The organism is Streptomyces sp. NPDC057280, from assembly GCF_042668605.1.
GTDB lineage: Bacteria > Actinomycetota > Actinomycetes > Streptomycetales > Streptomycetaceae > Streptomyces.
Window position 1 is genome coordinate 1,948,441 of record NZ_JBHUYR010000001.1, and the last position, 18,100, is coordinate 1,966,540.

General features: G+C 71.9%; 18 protein-coding genes. 14 read left to right on the forward strand and 4 right to left on the reverse strand.

Annotated features, from left to right (window positions below; genetic code table 11):
* Nucleotides 1-20: 20 nt before the first annotated feature.
* Nucleotides 21-1,694 (reverse strand): serine/threonine-protein kinase, encoded by a 1,674-nt coding sequence (locus ACFUO4_RS08825; RefSeq protein ID WP_383481416.1) that lies wholly within the window; start codon nt 1,692-1,694, stop codon nt 21-23.
* 220 nt (nt 1,695-1,914) lie between these two features.
* On the opposite strand from ACFUO4_RS08825, the gene ACFUO4_RS08830 reads away from it, so the two are divergent.
* Both ACFUO4_RS08830 and ACFUO4_RS08835 read left to right on the forward strand, forming a co-directional pair.
* On the forward strand, nt 1,915-2,547 hold the full coding sequence (locus ACFUO4_RS08830; RefSeq protein WP_383481419.1) for a VOC family protein: 633 nt from the start codon (nt 1,915-1,917) through the stop codon (nt 2,545-2,547).
* A gap of 87 nt (nt 2,548-2,634) precedes the next feature.
* Nucleotides 2,635-3,039 carry a VOC family protein gene (locus ACFUO4_RS08835; protein WP_383481422.1) on the forward strand — a complete coding sequence of 135 codons (405 nt, stop codon included), beginning with the start codon at nt 2,635-2,637 and terminating at the stop codon, nt 3,037-3,039.
* Here the strand turns inward: ACFUO4_RS08835 and ACFUO4_RS08840 are convergent.
* The gene (locus ACFUO4_RS08840; protein WP_079311205.1) at nt 3,022-3,708 is read right to left on the reverse strand and encodes a helix-turn-helix transcriptional regulator; all 687 of its coding nucleotides are present in this window, start codon (nt 3,706-3,708) and stop codon (nt 3,022-3,024) included. The two genes, ACFUO4_RS08835 and ACFUO4_RS08840, sit on opposite strands and share 18 nt — an antisense overlap.
* 41 nt (nt 3,709-3,749) lie before the next feature.
* Nucleotides 3,750-4,685, reverse strand: coding sequence for an AraC family transcriptional regulator (locus tag ACFUO4_RS08845; protein WP_383481426.1), 936 nt, complete (start codon nt 4,683-4,685; stop codon nt 3,750-3,752).
* 81 nt (nt 4,686-4,766) lie between these two features.
* On the opposite strand from ACFUO4_RS08845, the gene ACFUO4_RS08850 reads away from it, so the two are divergent.
* Nucleotides 4,767-5,591, forward strand: a complete 825-nt coding sequence (locus ACFUO4_RS08850) for an NmrA family transcriptional regulator (RefSeq protein WP_383481429.1) — start codon at nt 4,767-4,769, stop codon at nt 5,589-5,591.
* A gap of 46 nt (nt 5,592-5,637) precedes the next feature.
* Here ACFUO4_RS08850 and ACFUO4_RS08855 read toward each other — a convergent pair whose 3' ends face one another.
* Nucleotides 5,638-6,789 carry a YihY/virulence factor BrkB family protein gene (locus tag ACFUO4_RS08855; protein ID WP_079311203.1) on the reverse strand — a complete coding sequence of 384 codons (1,152 nt, stop codon included), beginning with the start codon at nt 6,787-6,789 and terminating at the stop codon, nt 5,638-5,640.
* Nucleotides 6,790-6,925: 136 nt separating this feature from the next.
* Here ACFUO4_RS08855 and ACFUO4_RS08860 point away from each other — a divergent pair, with 136 nt between their 5' ends.
* The 11 genes from ACFUO4_RS08860 to ACFUO4_RS08910 all read left to right on the forward strand — a co-directional run bounded on the left by ACFUO4_RS08860 (nt 6,926) and on the right by ACFUO4_RS08910 (nt 18,038).
* Nucleotides 6,926-8,560, forward strand: a complete 1,635-nt coding sequence (locus tag ACFUO4_RS08860; RefSeq protein WP_383481433.1) for an acyl-CoA dehydrogenase family protein — start codon at nt 6,926-6,928, stop codon at nt 8,558-8,560.
* Nucleotides 8,561-8,884: 324 nt separating this feature from the next.
* Entirely contained in the window at nt 8,885-10,174 is a 1,290-nt protein-coding gene (locus ACFUO4_RS08865) for a GAF domain-containing protein (RefSeq protein WP_079311201.1), read from the forward strand.
* A 136-nt stretch (nt 10,175-10,310) separates the two neighbouring features.
* On the forward strand, nt 10,311-11,564 hold the full coding sequence (locus ACFUO4_RS08870; protein ID WP_383481437.1) for a hypothetical protein: 1,254 nt from the start codon (nt 10,311-10,313) through the stop codon (nt 11,562-11,564).
* Nucleotides 11,565-11,653: 89 nt separating this feature from the next.
* Nucleotides 11,654-12,226, forward strand: a complete 573-nt coding sequence (locus ACFUO4_RS08875) for a GNAT family N-acetyltransferase (protein WP_079311200.1) — start codon at nt 11,654-11,656, stop codon at nt 12,224-12,226.
* Between the two features lie 162 nt (nt 12,227-12,388).
* Nucleotides 12,389-12,472 carry a putative leader peptide gene (locus ACFUO4_RS08880; protein WP_310591794.1) on the forward strand — a complete coding sequence of 28 codons (84 nt, stop codon included), beginning with the start codon at nt 12,389-12,391 and terminating at the stop codon, nt 12,470-12,472.
* Nucleotides 12,473-12,625: 153 nt separating this feature from the next.
* Nucleotides 12,626-14,323, forward strand: coding sequence for a nitrite/sulfite reductase (locus ACFUO4_RS08885; protein WP_383481441.1), 1,698 nt, complete (start codon nt 12,626-12,628; stop codon nt 14,321-14,323).
* A complete protein-coding gene (locus ACFUO4_RS08890; protein ID WP_062021767.1) occupies nt 14,320-14,499 on the forward strand; it encodes a hypothetical protein in 180 nt (59 codons plus the stop codon). The genes ACFUO4_RS08885 and ACFUO4_RS08890 overlap by 4 nt, the downstream gene beginning before the upstream one ends.
* Nucleotides 14,496-15,206 (forward strand): phosphoadenylyl-sulfate reductase, encoded by a 711-nt coding sequence (locus tag ACFUO4_RS08895; protein WP_079311197.1) that lies wholly within the window; start codon nt 14,496-14,498, stop codon nt 15,204-15,206. The genes ACFUO4_RS08890 and ACFUO4_RS08895 overlap by 4 nt, the downstream gene beginning before the upstream one ends.
* Complete coding sequence (cysC, locus tag ACFUO4_RS08900; RefSeq protein WP_079311196.1) at nt 15,203-15,766, forward strand: adenylyl-sulfate kinase; 564 nt, start codon at nt 15,203-15,205, stop codon at nt 15,764-15,766. The genes ACFUO4_RS08895 and cysC overlap by 4 nt, the downstream gene beginning before the upstream one ends.
* On the forward strand, nt 15,763-16,701 hold the full coding sequence (gene cysD, locus ACFUO4_RS08905) for a sulfate adenylyltransferase subunit CysD (protein ID WP_383481446.1): 939 nt from the start codon (nt 15,763-15,765) through the stop codon (nt 16,699-16,701). Before cysC ends, cysD begins: the two co-directional genes overlap by 4 nt.
* 2 nt (nt 16,702-16,703) lie before the next feature.
* Nucleotides 16,704-18,038: a sulfate adenylyltransferase subunit 1 gene (locus tag ACFUO4_RS08910; RefSeq protein ID WP_079311194.1), complete on the forward strand. Its 1,335-nt coding sequence runs from the start codon at nt 16,704-16,706 to the stop codon at nt 18,036-18,038.
* The last annotated feature ends 62 nt before the right edge of the window (nt 18,039-18,100 follow it).

Below are 18,100 nucleotides of genomic sequence, written 5' to 3' on the forward strand. Positions count from 1 at the left end.
GTGTGCTGCGGCGCCCCCGCCTAGGTCGCCGGCCAGACCGTCATGTCCACGTACACGGAGCTCATGCCGGGCGTGTCCCACATGGCCGTCGACTTCAGCTGGATGACGAGCAGCGCGATGTCTCCCGAGGGATGCTTGACGCAGTACTCGGTTCCGGCGGCCGCCGCGGTCAACGACCAGTCACGGAACCTGTCTTCCTTGGCGCCGCCGAGGAACAGTTCGCAGTCCTCGAAGGTGGTGCCGGGGTCGGCGTACATCTGGACCATGTGGCTGCTGTCGCTCACCAACGAGCAGCCGATCTTCTTGCAGCTGAGGCGGATGTCTCCCTTGCGGTCGTCCCGTGTGCCCGGCTTGTCGTGGATGTACAGGGAGTTGTCCTCGTCCAGCCGCTGCTGGGGGTAGGCGTGGGCGCGCGGCGGCCCGGACGCGCTCGGCGACGGAGTTCCCGCAGCGTCCACCGCGCCCTCGTCCGCCGGGTCCGCGTCGGCTGCCGACGAGGATCCCGCCGACCGCCCCGAGGCCGTCGCGTCCGGCGTCGAGGAGGACGAGGTGGTGTCCCGGGCGCGGGTGTCGTCCGTGTTCTGGCGGGTCTGCCACACCAACCCCGTGATCAGCAGCGCGCCCGCCGTCACCGCGGCCGCCGTGATCGCGGCGATGCGGCGGCGCCCCCTGCGCTGCTCCGCTGCCACCGGGACCGTCGCCCCCGCCGGTGCGATCAGGGGCTGCGTGTGCGGCGGTGCGCTCAGCAGTTGCGTGTGCGCCGTCCCGGGGGCGGGGACCGGGGCCGGGGCCGGGGCCGGGATCGTCGCCTCGGGGCCCGTGATCTCCCGCCAGACCGCCGGGCCGGTGCCCGCCTCGGTCTGGGTGCCCAGGCGTTCACGGCACCAGTCGACGATCTCGGTCAGCGTGGCCCGTTGCGTCGGGTCGGTGGCCAGGCAGCGGGCGAGCAGGGGGCGCAGGGGTTCGGGCAGGCGGGAGAGGTCGGGTGCGGAGTGGACGATGCGGTAGAGGACGGTGGCGGCGGGACCGTTGCCGTACAGGGGCTCGCCCAGGGCCGCGAACGCCGCCGTCTGACCGAGCGCGAAGACGTCGGTGGCCGGCGTGATCTCCCCCGCGAGGGCCTGTTCCGGCGCCATGAACTGAGGCGTGCCGATGGCCGCGGCGCCGGTCGCGGTGTACGCCGTGAGGTCGGCCGCCAGCGAGATGCCGAAGTCGATGACACGGGGGCCGTCGGCGGCCAGCAGCACGTTGGACGGCTTCAGATCACGGTGCACGATCCCGGCGGCATGGATGGCCTGCAACGCCTCGGCCACGCCCGCCATCAGCCACAGCACGGCCGGGACCGGCAGCGGACCACGCCGGTGTACCGCCTCGGCCAGCGAGGGTCCGGGGACGTAGAGCGTGGCGAGCCAGGGCGGGGTGCCGTCGGCGTCGGCGTCGATCAGCTCGGCCGTGTAGGCGCCCCGCACCCGCCGGGCGGCCCTGATCTCGCGGCCGAAGCGCCGCCGGAAGTCCGGGTCGTCGGCGAGTTCGGGGCGTACGACCTTGATCGCCACGGGCCGGCCGCCCGCGGTGTGGGAGAGATAGACCCGCCCCATGCCACCGGCGCCGAGCCGGGCGGCGAGACGGTAGCCGGCGACCACGGGCGGATCGTCCACCTGAAGTGGCTCGAAGACCTCAGCCGCGTCGTTCACCGATCCCCCTGATTCCCTGGCCCCCGGGTCGCCTGGGCCCCTCTCCCCTGCCGCGGCGGTCCGATCATCCGTGCGACAGCAGCAGCCTAAAGGGTTTTCTGTGACCGTCGACCGGGGGCGCGGGCGGGTGGCGCCGCAGCGCGGGGGCCGGGTCGCGCTCCACCCCTTGCCGCACAGGTGTTCCATCGCGGACCCGCCCCTGCGTAGCCTCGATCGCACGATGAACACGATTCCCGCACACCTTGACCACCTCGTCCTCGCAACCCCCGACCTGGCCGCGACGGTCGCCGACTTCACCCGGCGTACGGGAGTGGCGCCCGCTCCCGGCGGGGTGCACGTCGACCGGGGCACCCGCAACTTCCTGGTGTCGTTGGGCGGTTCGGGTTATCTGGAGATCATCGGCCCTGACCCGGAGCAGCCGGAACCCGGGGGACCGCGCCCCTTCGACGTCGACGCCGTCAGCCGTGCGCGCACGGTCACCTGGGCGATCAGCCCGCCCGACCTGGACGCGGCGGTCGCCACCGCCCGGTCCCGGGGGTACGACCCCGGCGACATCCGCCCCATGAGCCGCCGCACCCCGGACGGCACGCTGCTGGCGTGGCGGCTGACGGACGGCGACACCCAACACCCCTCCGGGCTCGTACCGTTCCTCATCGACTGGGGCACCGCACGCCACCCGTCCGCCTCGGGCCTGCCCAGCACACCGCTCCTGGCGCTCTCGGCGACGGCACCCGACCCGGACGAGATCCACCGCCTCCTGTCCACCCTGGACACCGAACTCCCCGTCACCGAGGGCCCGGTGGGACTCACGTTCACGGTGGACACCCCGCGGGGGCCGGTCACCTTCGACTGACCGGCCGCGCCCCCGTCGGCAACCCCGCGCCGCGTGATGTCCGATTCCTTCAAGACCGCGGCCACGGGACCTGCCTACGGTGGCCGCATGACTCCACGTTTCGACGCCATCGGCCTGATCGTCTCCGACATGGCCGCCTCGGTCGCCTTCTACCGACGCCTCGGATTCGCCTTCCCGGAGGGCGCGGCCGACGAGCCGCACGTCGAGGCCCAACTCCCGGGCGGTCTGCGTCTGTTGCTCGACACGGAGGCGACGGTGCGCTCCTTCCACGCGGGCTGGCGGCCGCCGACCGGAGGTGACAGCCGCACCGCCCTCGCCCTCCGCTGCGACAACCCGGCCGAGGTGGACAGGGTGTACGAGGAGATGGTGAACGCCGGCCACCACGGCGAGCTCAAGCCCTGGGACGCCTTCTGGGGCCAGCGCTATGCGACCCTGCACGACCCGGACGGCAACGGCGTCGACCTGTTCGCCCCGCTACCGCCGGCCCAGTAGCTCCCCGAGCGGCACCCCCGCCAACTCCCGTACGTCCCGGGCGAGATGAGGCTGATCCGCGTATCCGGCACGGGCCGCCGTCTCGGCGTACGGCATCCCGCTCCGGGCCAGCCGCAGCGCCCGCTGGAGCCGCAGCACCCGGCCCAGCGTCTTGGGTCCGTACCCGAAGGCGGCAAGGCACCGCCGGTGCAACTGGCGGGCCCCGAGGCCGAGTCGATCGGCGGTGGCGGCGACCGGTCGCCCCGCGTCGAGGGCGTTCACGACCTCCCCCAGCAACGGATCGGGAGCGTCGGTGTCGGCCGCCAGCCCCAGCGCCGCCTCTTCGAGCCCGTGCGCGGGATCGGCGGCGGCGTTCACCCGTGCGGTGAGCCGCCGCACCCGGGCGGCGGGCCAGAGGTCGGCGAGTTCGATCCGCCGGTTGAGCACCTCAGGGGCGGGGACACCGAGGAGGGTGGGCGCGGTGCCGGGGAAGAAGCGGATGCCCGCCCAGGCACTCCGGTCGCTTCCGGTGACGAAGGCACGCGTGTCGGGTCCGGCGACGAGCAGCCGCCCGTCGTGCCAGAGCAGATCCATACAGCCGTCGGGGAGGACACGGCCGGGCTGGGACGGGGACGGGGTGCTGGTCCACACTGCGGAGCCGGGAAGCCGTCCCGCTCTCTCCGCGTACATACGAACAAGGCTAAGGGGCGCACCCCGTCCCCCGGCACCCCCTAGATCCCCCTCCCCCGGTGCTCCTGAGGACTCACCCCGTACACCCTCTTGAACGCACTCGACAGAGCGAACGCACTCCCGTACCCCACCTGCCGGGCGATCGCCTCCAGCGTCGCGTCGCCCTCCCGCAACCGGTCCGCCGCCAACGCGAGCCGCCACCCCGTCAGATACGTCATCGGCGGCTCCCCCACCAGCTCCGTGAACCGCCGCCCCAGCGCCGCCCGCGACACCCCCGCCTTGGCCGCCAGCGACGCGACCGTCCACGGATGGGCGGGGTCGTCCTGGAGGAGCCGCAGGACCCGGCCGACGACCGGGTCCGCCAGCGCCCGGTACCAGCCGGGTGCCGCCGCCTCCGGGCGGGAGAACCAGGCGCGCAGCGCGGCGATGACGAGCAGGTCGAGGAGGCGGTCCAGGACGACTTCCTGGCCGGGTTCGTCGCGGACGATCTCCGTCATCAGGAGCGGCGTGAGCGGGCAGTCCCACACCTCGGGGGTGAGTGTCAGCAGCGGCGGCAGCGCCTCCAGCAGGCGTCCGCTGACCTCGCCCTGCCACAGATACGTGCCGATCAGCATCACGGCCGACCCGTCGAGCCGGTCGCCCCAGGTGCGGACGCCGAGGTCCATGACGCCGCTGAGCGAGCGCCCGTCGGGATAGTGGCACTCCCCGCCCGGCAGGATCAGCGCCTGCGGCTCGGTGCCGGGGTCGTCGGCGCAGGTGTACGGGTCGGGGCCGCGGGCGATGGCGAGGTCGCCGGCGCGCAGCCGCACCCGCTCCCCCGCGTCCGGCATGACCCACGCCTCGCCGCGGACCATGAGCATGACGGTGAGCGGGGCGCGGTCCTCGATGCGCACGCTCCAGGGCGGTTCGAAGCACGCCCGGATCATGAAGGCGCCCCGCGCGCGGGGCCCTTCGAGGAGGCCTGCGAGAGCGTCCATGGCGTCAGCGTAGACGCCCGCGCATGGGAATGAGCCGTTCAGCGATGGGGTCCTGGCGGGCGTGGGCGTTGACTCGGAGGCATGACGCAGAACGCGAAGAACATGACGGTGGTGGTGACCGGTGCCTCGGGTCGTACGGGCAGCCGGGTGGCGCGCGCGGTGCGGGCGGCCGGTCTTGAGGTGCGGGCCGCGTCCCGGGCCCGGGGCTTCGACTGGGAGGACCCGACGACCTGGGCCGGGACCCTGCGGGACGCGGACGCCGCGTATCTCGTGTACCCGTCCGACGTGGGGGCTCCGGCGGCGACCGAGGGCGTCGGGGCGCTGGCGCGGGAGGCCGTGGGGCTCGGGGTGCGGCGGCTGGTGCTGCTGTCGGCGCGGGGCGAGCGGCAGGCCGTGGCGACCGAGGAGGCGCTGAAGACGTCCGGGGCGGACTGGACCGTCGTACAGGCGTCGTGGTTCTCGCAGAACTTCAGCGAGGGGCCGCTGGTGGCGGAGGTGCGGCAGGGCGGGCTGACGTTCCCGGCCGGTGAGGTGCGGGAGCCGTTCATCGACGTGCGGGACATCGCGGACGTGGTGGCGACGGTGCTGGCGTCCGGGGAGCGGTACGTGGGGCGGTCGGTGGAGGTGACGGGGCCTCGGCTGCTGTCGTTCCGGGAGGCCGTCGCGGAGATCGGGGCGGCGACCGGGCGCGAGCTGACGTACACGCCGGTACCCGCGCGCGCCTACGGGGAGGCGCTCACCGGGTTCGGGGTGCCCGCCGAGGAGGCGGAGCTCCTGGTCGAGGTGTTCGAGGGGCTGCTCGACGGGCGGAACGCGCGGGTGACGGACGGGGTGCGCGAGGTGCTGGGGCGGGCGCCGCGGGACTTCGCGGAGTTCGTACGGGAGTCCACGGCGGCGTGGGTGTAGCGGCCAGGAGCTCGCACGGGAGTCCGGGGCGCCCTGGGTGCAATGGTTACGAGCCGTCGACCGGCTTGTGGGGTGGGTGGGTGCTCTTCACATGGGTGCGGAGCCTGGACGTCACGTCCTCCGGTGGGAGGAAGCGGGACCACCGCTCGGGGAACTCCGACGGCATGTCCGGGTCGTCGGGGTCGTCCGGGTCGGTGTCCCGGTGGGCGGCGGCCCGGGCCACGTACTCGGCGACCTGCGCCTCGCGGACGCGTTCGTTCGCGGCGCGGGCCGCCGCGGTGGCGGCAGCCGGCCAGACCCGGTCGATGGCGGCGTTGACGGCGGCGCCGACGAGGACGGCGAAGGCGGAGACGCCGATCCAGAGCATGACGGCGACGGCGGCGGCGAGCGAGCCGTAGATCGAGGCGCCCTCGATGGTGTTGGTGAGGTAGATGCGCAGCAGGAAGCTGCCCAGCACCCACATGGCGAGGGCGACGAGGGAACCGGGGACGTCCTCGATCCAGGGCGACCGGACGGGGACCGAGACGTGGTAGAGCGTGGTCAGGAAGGCGATGGACAGCACGATCACCACGGGCCAGTACAGGATCTGCACGACCGTCGCCGACCAGGGCACGATCCGGACGACGGCGTCGGGGCCCGCGACCATCAGCGGCAGCGCGATCGAGCCGATGACCAGGGCGGCGAGGAAGAGCAGGAACGCCACCACGCGGGTCTTGACGATGCCGCGGACCCCGTCGAGGCCGTACATGACGGTGATGGTGTCGATGAAGACGTTGACCGCCCGCGAGCCGGACCACAGGGCGAAGAGGAAGCCTATCGAGATGACGTCAGGGCGGCCGCCCTTCATGACGTCGTCGAGGATCGGCTGGGCGATCTGCCGGACGCCCTTGTCGGAGAGGACCGTGCGGGAGGCCTCCAGGAGGTTGGCCTCCAGGCTGCTGATGGAGTCGGTGCCGGTCCAGTCGTCGACGTAACCGAGCAGGCCGATCATGCTGAGCAGCAGCGGCGGCACGGACAGCAGGGTGAAGAAGGCGGCCTCGGCGGCCAGGCCGAGGATGCGGTACTCCATGCAGGAGTTGACGGTGTCCTTGAGCAGCAGCCAGGCGGTCCTGCGCTTGGAGACGTTCCGGTAGAGGGCACGCGCCCGGTGGAGACGGCCGGAGGGGGGCCGCTGAGGGGATTCACTTGCTGGCTGCACGACCTAACGGTATCCGCCGTACGAGGCTGTACTCATCCCCCACCGGCCCACGGCCTCGGCGATTCAAAGAGTTTTCCTGTCATGTCCCCGTGGGAGGCGACGTGTGCTGCGCGGAGCGGGCGGTAAGTTCCCAGGTATGGCAGGCAGCACCCACACCGTGACCAACCAGCCCCCGCCTCTGACCGGCCACGACGTCTTCACCGCCGACAAAGCCCTGACCGCGGCGGTGGAGCGGCATGTGGAACCCGGCGCCCTGGACGAGGTGCGCGCTGAGCTGGAGGCCCTCGGCCGGGCCTCCGGGTCGGCGCAGCTCCAGGAATGGGCCGTACAGGCCAACGACAACCCACCCCGTCTCCGGACCCATGACCGTTACGGCCACCGCGTCGACGAGGTCGAGTTCCACCCCGCCTGGCACCGCCTCCTCGGCAAGGGCGTCGCGGCCGGCCTCACCGCCGCCTGGAACCGCCCGGCGGGCCACGTGCGCCGCGCGGCCGCGTTCCTGGTCTGGACGCAGGTGGACGCCGGCAACCTCTGCCCGCTGTCGATGACCCACGCCGCCGTGCCCGCCCTGCGCCAGGAGCCCGCGCTCGCGGCGGAGTGGGAGCCCCGGCTGACGTCGATGATCTACGACCGCGGTACACGCCCGGCGCACCTCAAGGCCGGCGCCCTCTTCGGCATGGCGATGACGGAGAAGCAGGGCGGCAGCGACGTACGCGCGAACACGACGACCGCGACGCCGCTCGCGCAGGAGGGGACGTACGAGCTGACGGGGCACAAGTGGTTCTGCTCGGCGCCCCTGTCCGACGGCTTCCTGGTGCTGGCCCAGGCCCCGGAAGGCCTCACCTGCTTCCTCCTCCCCCGCGTCCTGGAGGACGGCACGCGCAACACGTTCCTCATCCAGCGGCTGAAGGACAAGCTCGGCAACCGCTCCAACGCCTCGGCGGAAGTGGAGTTCGACGGGACCTGGGCGCGCCGGGTGGGCGAGGAGGGGCGCGGGGTGCGGACCATCATCGAGATGGTCGCGGCGACCCGGCTCGACTGCGTCCTCGGCTCGGCCGGCCTGATGCGCCAGGCCGTGTCGCAGGCGGTCCACCACTGCACGCACCGCGCGGCGTTCGGCGGAAAGCTGGTCGACAAGCCGCTGATGCGCAATGTCCTGGCCGACCTCGCGGTGGAGTCCGAGGCGGCGACCACGCTCGCGCTGCGGCTGGCGGCCGCGTACGACGACGGCAGCGAGCAGGAGCGGGCGTTCCTGCGGATCGCGGTGCCGGCCGCGAAGTACTGGGTGACGAAACGCTGCGCGCCGCTGGTGGTGGAGGCCGCCGAGTGCCTGGGCGGCAACGGCTATGTGGAGGACTCCGGTCTCCCCCGCCTGGTCCGCGAGTCCCCGCTCAACTCCGTCTGGGAGGGCGCGGGCAATGTCCAGGCGCTGGACGTCCTGCGAGCACTCCAACGCGAACCGGCGGCCTTCAACGCCTACCTCCAGGAGATCGGCAGGGCCCGAGGCACCGACCACCGCCTGGACGCGGCGATCAAGGACCTCCTGACGGACCTGGCGGACCTGGACGGCATCGAGGCGAGAGCACGCCGCCTGACGGAGAGGCTGGCACTGGTACTCCAGGGCTCCCTGCTGGTCCGTTTCGCACCACCAGAGGTGGCGGACGCCTTCTGCGCATCGAGGCTGGGCGGGGACGCGGGCGCGACCTTCGGAACCTTGCCGTCAACGCTGGACTTGACGTCGGTGGTGAACAGGGCACGCCCACTGGAGTGACCTAAAGGGGCGCGGGGAACTGCGCGCTCAGCCACATCGAAGCCCGCAGACGCCACCCGGCATCAAGAGGCACCCCGAACCGCGGCGGCGAGGGGTGGTGCTGCGCCGACACGGCACCACCCCCGCCTGGGCCCGTTCAAGGCCGCTGACGCCGCTCGGGACGGCGTCGCTCAAGTTTCAACCAGCGGCGCCCGGTCCACCAGGGTTGCAGGGGGTTGCAACTTGCTGCTGACTGTGGCCGGACTGTACCCCTCCGCGACGGACGAACGGCACTATGAGACGGACAGTCAGGACGGATTGTCCGCAGCCCCTCCGGGAGGACCAGTGGCGCTCTCGCCGACGGACGTCACCCAGTTGGCAGCCGTGGACTCGGCCCGGGCGGCACGGCTGCTGAGCGACGTCCGCACCGCCACTCTCTCCGGTCAGCGCGCGCCCGTGGCCCCCCGCCCGGTGATCGAGCAGTCGTGGGACCGGATGCTGCGCGGCGGCGTCGACCCCGACCACGACTTCCGCACCGGGCTGCTGCCCCGGGACGAGGTGCAGCGGCGCCGGGAGAGCTCGGAGCTGCGGCATGTCCTGCCGGTGCTGCGTGAGGGGCTGTTGTCGGTCGCGGACGTCGCCCACCACATCATGGTGGTCGCCGACGAGGAGGGCCGGGTGCTGTGGCGGGAGGGCAGTTCGCCGGTGCTGCGCAAGGCCGACGGGACCGGGTTCGAGCTCGGGGCCGACTGGCGGGAGGACGTCGTCGGCACCAACGGCATCGGCACACCGGTGGTGGCGCGCCGGCCGGTGCAGGTCTTCGCCTCGGAGCACTTCGTGCGCTCACAGACCTCGTGGACCTGTACCGGGGCACCGATCACCGACCCGAGGGACGGCCGCCTGCTCGGCGTCGTGGACGTGAGCGGGCCGCTGGAGACGATGCATCCGGCCACGCTCGCGTGGGTCGACTCGGTGGCCAAGCTCGCCGAGTCCCGGCTGCGCGAGCTGCACCAGTCCTCGCTGGAGCAGCTCCGGGCGGTGGCGGCGCCGGTGCTGGCGCGGCTCGACGGCCGGGCCGTGGTGGTGGACCGGCACGGCTGGACGGCCGCGGTGGCGGGGATGCCGTACCAGGGCCGGGTCCCGTTGCCCAAGTCGCCGTCGGCGGGCCTGCGGTGGCTGCCGACGCTGGGGCTGTGCACGGTGGAGCCGCTGGCCGGGGGGTGGTTGATCCGGGCGTCCGCCGAGCCGGTGCCGCGGGGCGCCACCCGGATCGTGCTGGATCTGTCGCAGCCGCGCCGCTGGTCGATGACGGTGTCCGGGGACGCCGGCACCTGGAGTCATGAACTGAGCCCGCGGCACGCCGAGTTGCTCTATCTCCTGGCTCTGCACCGCGCCGGGCGCAGTGCGGCGGGGCTGGCCGAGGACCTGTTCGGCGATGCGGGCCGTACGGTGACGGTGCGGGCCGAGATGTCGCGGGTGCGCCGGTATCTCGGGGGATTCCTGGAGCATCGGCCGTATCGTTTCTGCGAGGGCGCGGAGATCGAGGTGCTGCTCCCCGACGACCCGCACGACCTGCTGCCGCACTCCACGGCCCCCGCGGTGGTCGGCGAACGGCTGTCCCGGCAGACTCCCTGAAACTCGCGCATATTTGCAGGGTCTTCGTCCCCGGCACGCCCTTACTGCCGTAGCATCCCTCTACGGGCCACCCCACCTGCTCCTCGGTCAACGTACGGATCACCAGGCGCAGTTGGCCCGCCTCGGGAGGTACGACATGATGCATCGCGGAAGACACCGCAGGCGGAAGCGGGGCAAAGCGCTGCGCGCGTTCCTGGCCGGGACCGCCCTCGCGCTCACCGCCGCGGCCACCATGATCAGCGCCTCGCAGGCCACCGTCGCCGCCGATCCGGGCGCCCTGAAGCCGCTGGCCACCGCCGCCGAGACCGACGCCCTGCGGCTGCACGAGCAGTTGGAGCCGCGGTCCACCCTCGACCGGCTCGCCTCCGTGATGGGGCGGCCGGAAGGTGTCGGCGCCGTCCTCGCCGACGCCGACCACACCCTGCGCACCGGGAGCGACTGCGCCCCGGCCGAGCGCAAGGCCCTGCCCGTCGAGCCCGCGGCCACCCGCGCCTACTGCTGGGGCGCCGCCGACACCCGCTCCTGGCGGCCCGGCGCGGTCACCACCTCGGGCGACGCCGACGACGACGGTCTGTGGGGGCAGAACCGGGTGATCCTCTCCGCCTGGAGCCGGGGCGCCCACGATCTGGCCCGGGTCGCGTTCATCGACGCGAACGACATCGACCGCCTCACCTACACCTGGGTGCTGCTCGCCGTCCCCGTCGACGGCGGGCGCGACTACCGCGCGCTCGACTCCCAGGTCTCCGGCATGGTCTGGTACCAGGACAAACTGCTGGTCACCGCGGCCGACGGGCTGTACGTGTACGACATGAACCGCGTCCAGCGCGCCACCAGCGCCGCCTCCGCGGTCGGCCGGGTGGACGGCGGCTGGGCGGCGCACGGCGACCGCTGGGTGCTGCCCGCCGTCGGGAGCTACCGCGCCGGCGCCACGCACCCCGACTACCTCTCCCTGGACCGCAGCACCTCCCCCGACAGCCTGGTGGCCAGCGACTGGGTCTCCGCGGACAGCGACCGCGACGTCCGGCTGTGGCGGTACGACCTCAGCTCGTCCTCCGACCGCTCCGGCCTGCTCACCACCGACCCGTCCGGGTACACCCCCGTCGACGAGGCGTACGAGACGAAGACACCCGGCGTCGGGGCCGTGCTGTCGTACCGCTCGGAGTGGTACCTGGGCCGCACGTCGGACGACCAGGACGGCCGCGGGACGCTGTGGCGGCAGGACGCGACCGGCGCCCGGGCCACCCGCTGCGGCACCGACGAGACGAACCGCTGCTGGAGCGGCGAGGCGGAGTCCCTGTCCTACTGGGAGTCGACCGGCGAGGTCTGGTCCCAGTCGGGCCGAATGCTGTTCGCGCTACCGCTGAGCACGCTCGACAGGTCGCTGCGGTAGATCGGCGGGTACCTGCGGCAGACGGCCGGAGCCCGGGCTGGAGCCAGGGTGGATCGACAGATCGCCGGGCCGGATGGTTGCCTGGGGGCATGCCCAGCATTCCCGTGACCACCTGGTCCCTCGAGCAGACCGCCCCGACCGATCTCCTCCCGGCCGCCGCGCCGGAGGGCGATGTCCGGATCGTCCGTGCCGAGGTGCCCTCCCCCGAGTTCAGCCGCTTCCTCTACGCCTCCGTCGGCGGCGACATCCGCTGGATCGACCGGCTGGGCTGGACGTACGCCCAGTGGGAGGAGCATCTGAACCGGCCGGGCGTGGAGACCTGGGTAGCGTACGACCGGGGCACGCCCGCGGGGTACGTGGAGCTGGAGCCGCAGGACGACGGGGTCGTGGAGATCGTCTACTTCGGGCTGATCCCGGGCTTCCGGGGCCGGCGGATCGGCGGCCACCTGCTGTCGTACGGCGCCGCGCGCGCCTGGGACCTGTCGGACCGCTGGCCGGGACTGACCGACACCAAGCGGGTGTGGCTGCACACGTGCAGCCTGGACGGCGAGCACGCGATGGCCAACTACCAGCGCCGGGGCTTCACCCTCTTCGACACCAAGGTCGAGGAGCAGCCGCAGGTGACCGCGCCGGGCCCCTGGCCGGGGGCGCACCCCGCCTGACCTCGGCCTCCCGCTCCGCGGCATAGCGCGGCTGACCTGCGCGGACAAGACCTCCCGCAGCGCATGTGATCGACGCCACCCTTGTCTCGTTCTTCGAGACAAGGGTGTCCGCATAATGGACGAAGCTGGACTGTGTCCAGATCGCCGTGACACGCTTCCGTCATGTCTGGAACTGGAATTGCCTTGGTGAGTCGGCGGCACGTCGACCTCGGCCGCATGTCCAGCGCCATCTGTCCGGCGCGCTAAGCATCCATCAGTGGCCTCCGGCCACGGGGCCGCAGCCCGCCGCGATCTCCTGACTCTCTGCTTCCCCCCGCGCAATGAGGCGCACCTATTTCCATGCGCCCGTACGCGCAGGTCAGAGCCGCTTTCCCGCCTGTCCCGAAGGACGTAACCACCATGGCCGCCACCCCGCAGAACCCTGCCGCCGCGACTCCCCGCCGCAAGGTGAGCCGTCACCGCGGTGAGGGTCAGTGGGCCGCGGGGCACCACACCCCGCTGAACGGCAACGAGCAGTTCAAGAAGGACGACGACGGTCTCAATGTGCGGACACGCATTGAGACGATCTACTCGAAGCGCGGCTTCGACTCGATCGACCCCAACGACCTGCGCGGCCGGATGCGCTGGTGGGGGCTCTACACCCAGCGCAAGCCCGGGATCGACGGCGGCAAGACCGCGATCCTGGAGCCGGAGGAGCTGGACGACAAGTACTTCATGCTGCGGGTGCGGATCGACGGCGGACGCCTCACCACCCAGCAGCTGCGCGTGATCGGTGAGATCTCCGAGGAGTTCGCGCGCGGCAGCGCGGACGTCACCGACCGGCAGAACATCCAGCTGCACTGGATCCGCATCGAGGACGTCCCGGAGATCTGGAACCGTCTCGAGGCGGTCGGGCTGTCGACGACCGAGGCCTGCGGTGACACCCCGCGCGTGATCATCGGCTCGCCCGTCGCCGGGATCGCCGAGGACGAGATCATCGACGGCACCTCGGCGATCGACGAGATCCACGAGCGCTACATCGGCAGCAAGGAGTTCTCCAACCTGCCGCGCAAGTTCAAGACCGCGATCTCCGGCTCCCCGCTCCTTGACGTGGTCCACGAGATCAACGACATCGCGTTCGTCGGTGTCGAGCACCCCGAGCACGGCCCCGGCTTCGACCTGTGGGTCGGCGGCGGCCTCTCCACCAACCCCAAGCTGGGCGTCCGGCTCGGCGCCTGGGTGCCGCTGGAGGAGGTCCCGGAGGTGTGGGCCGGCGTGGTCGGCATCTTCCGTGACTGGGGCTACCGCCGCCTTCGTACGAGGGCCCGACTGAAGTTCCTCGTCGCCGACTGGGGCCCGGAGAAGTTCCGCCAGGTGCTGGAGGACGACTACCTGAAGCGCAAGCTGGTCGACGGTCCCGCGCCCGCCGAGCCCTCGGGCCGCTGGCGTGACCACGTCGGTGTGCACAAGCAGAAGGACGGCCGCTACTACGTCGGCTTCGCGCCGCGCGTCGGCCGGGTCGACGGCGCCACCCTCACCAAGATCGCCGAGGTCGCCGAGGCCCACGGCTCGGGCCGCGTCCGGACCACCGTCGAGCAGAAGATGATCATCCTCGATGTGGAGGAGGCACAGGTCGAGCCGCTGGTCGAGGCGCTGGGCGCGCTGGACCTGACGGCGAAGCCCTCCCCGTTCCGGCGCGGCACCATGGCCTGCACCGGCATCGAGTACTGCAAGCTCGCCATCGTCGAGACCAAGGCGCGCGGCGCCGCGCTGATCGACGAACTGGAGCGCCGTGTCCCGGACTTCGACGAGCCGCTCACCATCAACCTCAACGGCTGCCCGAACGCCTGCGCCCGTATCCAGGTGGCGGACATCGGTCTCAAGGGCCAGCTGGTCCTCAACGACCGGGGCGAGCAGGTCGAGGGCTTTCAGGTGCACCTGGGCGGCGCGCTGGGCCTGGAGGCCGGTTTCGGCCGCAAGGTCCGTGGCCTGAAGGTCACCTCCGAGGAGCTGCCCGACTACGTCGAGCGGGTCCTGAAGCGGTTCCAGGCCGAGCGCGAGGAAGGCGAGCGGTTCGCCGCCTGGGCCTCCCGCGCCTCCGAGGAGGCCCTGTCGTGAGCGAGCGGGCCGCCCCCTTCTACTGCCCCTACTGCGGCGACGAGGACCTCCGCCCGTCCGAGCAGGGCCACGGCGCGTGGGAATGCGCGGCGTGCAACCGCGCATTCCAGCTGAAGTTCCTCGGGCTGCTCGCCCGCGGCCTTCAGCACCATGACGCAGGGGGAGATCAGATATGACCACGACTCAGGAAGAGCGCACGACCGACGAGCTCAAGGCCCTCGCCGAGCAGGCGGGCCGCGACCTGGAGGACGCCTCCGCCCTGGAGATCCTCCAGTGGGCGGTCGACACCTTCGGCAAGCGCTTCTGCGTGACCTCGTCCATGGAGGACGCGGTGGTCGCGCATCTCGCCTCCCGCGCGATGAAGGGCGTCGACGTCGTCTTCCTCGACACCGGCTACCACTTCGAGGAGACCATCGGCACCCGGGACGCGGTCGAGGCCGTGATGGACGTCAACGTCATCACGCTCACCCCCCGCCAGACGGTCGCCGAGCAGGACGCGGAGTACGGCCCCAGGCTGCACGACCGCGACCCGGACCTGTGCTGCAAGCTGCGCAAGGTGCAGCCCCTGGAGCAGGGCCTGACGAACTACCTGGCCTGGGCGACCGGCCTGCGCCGCGACGAGTCCCCGACCCGGGCGAACACCCCGGTCGTCGGCTGGGACGAGAAGCGGCAGAAGGTCAAGATCTCCCCGATCGCCCGCTGGACCCAGGACGACGTGGACGCGTACGTCGCCGAGCACGGCGTCCTCACCAACCCGCTGCTGATGGACGGTTACGCCTCCGTCGGCTGCGCCCCCTGCACCCGCCGGGTGCTGGAGGGCGAGGACGCGCGCGCCGGCCGCTGGGCCGGGCGCGGCAAGACCGAGTGCGGGCTGCACGGATGACGACGACAACCCAGGAGAACCAAGTGACGACCGGAGCCACCGTCTGGCTCACGGGTCTGCCGAGTGCCGGCAAGACCACCATCGCGTACGAGCTGGCCGGCCGGCTGCGCGAGGAGGGCCACCTCGTCGAGGTGCTCGACGGCGACGAGATCCGCGAGTTCATCTCCGCGGGCCTCGGCTTCAGCCGCGAGGACCGGCACACCAACGTGCAGCGCATCGGCTTCCTCGCCGAGCTGCTCGCCCGTAACGGCGTCAAGGCGTTGGTCCCGGTGATCGCGCCGTACGCGGACAGCCGTGAGGCGGTGCGCAAGCGCCACCAGGAGAGCGGGGCCGCGTACCTCGAGGTGCACGTGGCGACTCCGGTCGAGGTGTGCTCCGTACGCGATGTGAAGGGTCTGTACGCCAAGCAGGCCGCGGGCGAGCTGACCGGGCTGACGGGTGTCGACGACCCGTACGAGGCGCCCGAGTCGCCCGATCTGCGGATCGAGTCCCAGAACCAGACCGTCCAGGAGTCCGCGGCCGCGGTCCACGCGCTGCTCACCGAGAGGGGACTGGCATGACGACGACCGTCACGGCGGTGACGGAGGGCACGCAAGCTCCGTACGCCCTCTCGCACTTGGACGCTCTCGAGTCGGAGGCGGTGCACATCTTCCGTGAGGTGGCGGGTGAGTTCGAGCGGCCGGTGATCCTGTTCTCCGGCGGCAAGGACTCCATCGTCATGCTGCACCTCGCGCTGAAGGCGTTCGCCCCGGCGGCGATCCCCTTCTCGCTGCTGCACGTGGACACCGGACACAACTTCCCCGAGGTGCTGGAGTACCGGGACCGCACGGTGGCCAAGCACGGGCTGCGGCTGCATGTCGCCTCCGTGCAGGACTACATCGACCGGGGTGTGCTGAAGGAGCGTGCGGACGGCACCCGCAACCCGCTCCAGACGCTGCCGCTGACCGAGAAGATCCAGGCGGAGAAGTTCGACGCCGTCTTCGGCGGCGGCCGACGGGACGAGGAGAAGGCCCGGGCCAAGGAGCGGGTGTTCTCGCTGCGGGACGAGTTCTCCCAGTGGGACCCGCGCCGGCAGCGGCCCGAGCTGTGGAACCTCTACAACGGACGGCACGCCCCCGGCGAGCACGTCCGCGTCTTCCCGCTGTCCAACTGGACCGAGCTGGACGTCTGGCAGTACATCGCCCGCGAGGGCATCGAACTGCCGGAGATCTACTTCGCGCACGAGCGCGAGGTGTTCCAGCGGGCCGGGATGTGGCTGACGGCCGGCGAGTGGGGCGGCCCGAAGGAGACGGAGACCGTCGAGACGCGCCTGGTGCGCTACCGCACGGTCGGCGACATGTCCTGCACCGGTGCCGTGGACTCCGACGCCGTGACCCTGGAGCAGGTCATCACGGAGATCGCCGCCTCCCGGCTCACCGAGCGCGGCGCGACCCGCGCCGACGACAAGATGTCCGAGGCCGCGATGGAAGACCGCAAGCGCGAGGGGTACTTCTAAGCATGAGCACCACCACTTCCGAGGCGCTCTCGGAGACGACCCTGCTGCGGTTCGCGACCGCGGGCTCCGTCGACGACGGCAAGTCCACCCTCGTCGGCCGGCTGCTGCACGACTCCAAGTCGGTCCTCACCGACCAGTTGGAGGCCGTCGAGCGTGCCTCCGCGTCGCGCGGCCAGGAGGGCCCCGACCTCGCGCTCCTCACGGACGGTCTGCGCGCCGAGCGCGAGCAAGGCATCACGATCGACGTGGCGTACCGCTATTTCGCCACGGCCAAGCGGCGGTTCATCCTCGCCGACACCCCCGGCCATGTGCAGTACACCCGCAACATGGTGACGGGTGCCTCCACGGCCGAGCTGACGGTGATCCTCATCGACGCCCGCAACGGCGTCGTCGAGCAGACCCGCCGGCACGCCGCCCTCGCGGCGCTGCTCCGGGTGCCGCACGTCGTCCTCGCGGTCAACAAGATGGACCTCGTCGACTACCAGGAGTCCGTGTTCGCCGCGATCGCCGAGGAGTTCACGGCGTACGCGACCGAGCTGGGCGTCCCCGAGGTCACCGCGATCCCGATCTCGGCGCTCGCCGGTGACAACGTGGTGGAGCCGTCCGCCAACATGGACTGGTACGGCGGCCCGACCGTCCTGGAGCACCTGGAGACGGTCCCGGTCACCCACGACCTGAGCCACTGCCACGCCCGCCTGCCCGTGCAGTACGTGATCCGCCCGCAGACCGCCGAGCACCCCGACTACCGGGGGTACGCCGGTCAGATCGCCGCCGGTTCCTTCCGCGTCGGCGAGGCGGTCACCGTGCTGCCCTCGGGTCACGCCTCGAAGATCGCCGGCATCGACCTGCTCGGTCAGTCCGTCGACGTGGCCTGGACCACCCAGTCGGTGACCGTTCTCCTGGAGGACGACATCGACATCTCGCGCGGCGACCTCATCGTGCCCAGCAAGGACGCGCCGCCGACCACCCAGGACATCGAGGCGACCGTGTGCCACGTCGCCGACGCGCCGCTGACCGTCGGTCACCGGGTCCTGCTCAAGCACGGCACCCGCACAGTGAAGGCGATCGTCAAGGACATCCCCTCCCGTCTCACGCTCGACGACCTGTCCCTGCACCCGCACCCGGGACAGCTCGTCGCCAACGACATCGGCCGTGTGAAGATCCGCACCGCGGAACCGCTGCCGGTGGACTCCTACGCCGACTCACGCCGCACGGGCTCGTTCATCCTGATCGACCCCAGCGACGGCACCACGCTCACCGCGGGCATGGTCGGCGAGTCGTTCGCGTCCCCCGAGCCCGTCAAGGACGAGGCCGAGGACGACGGGTGGGACTTCTGACATGAACTCCACCGACTACTTCTCCACGTTCGCCAAGGAGGGCGGCCGCGTCGGCAGCGGTG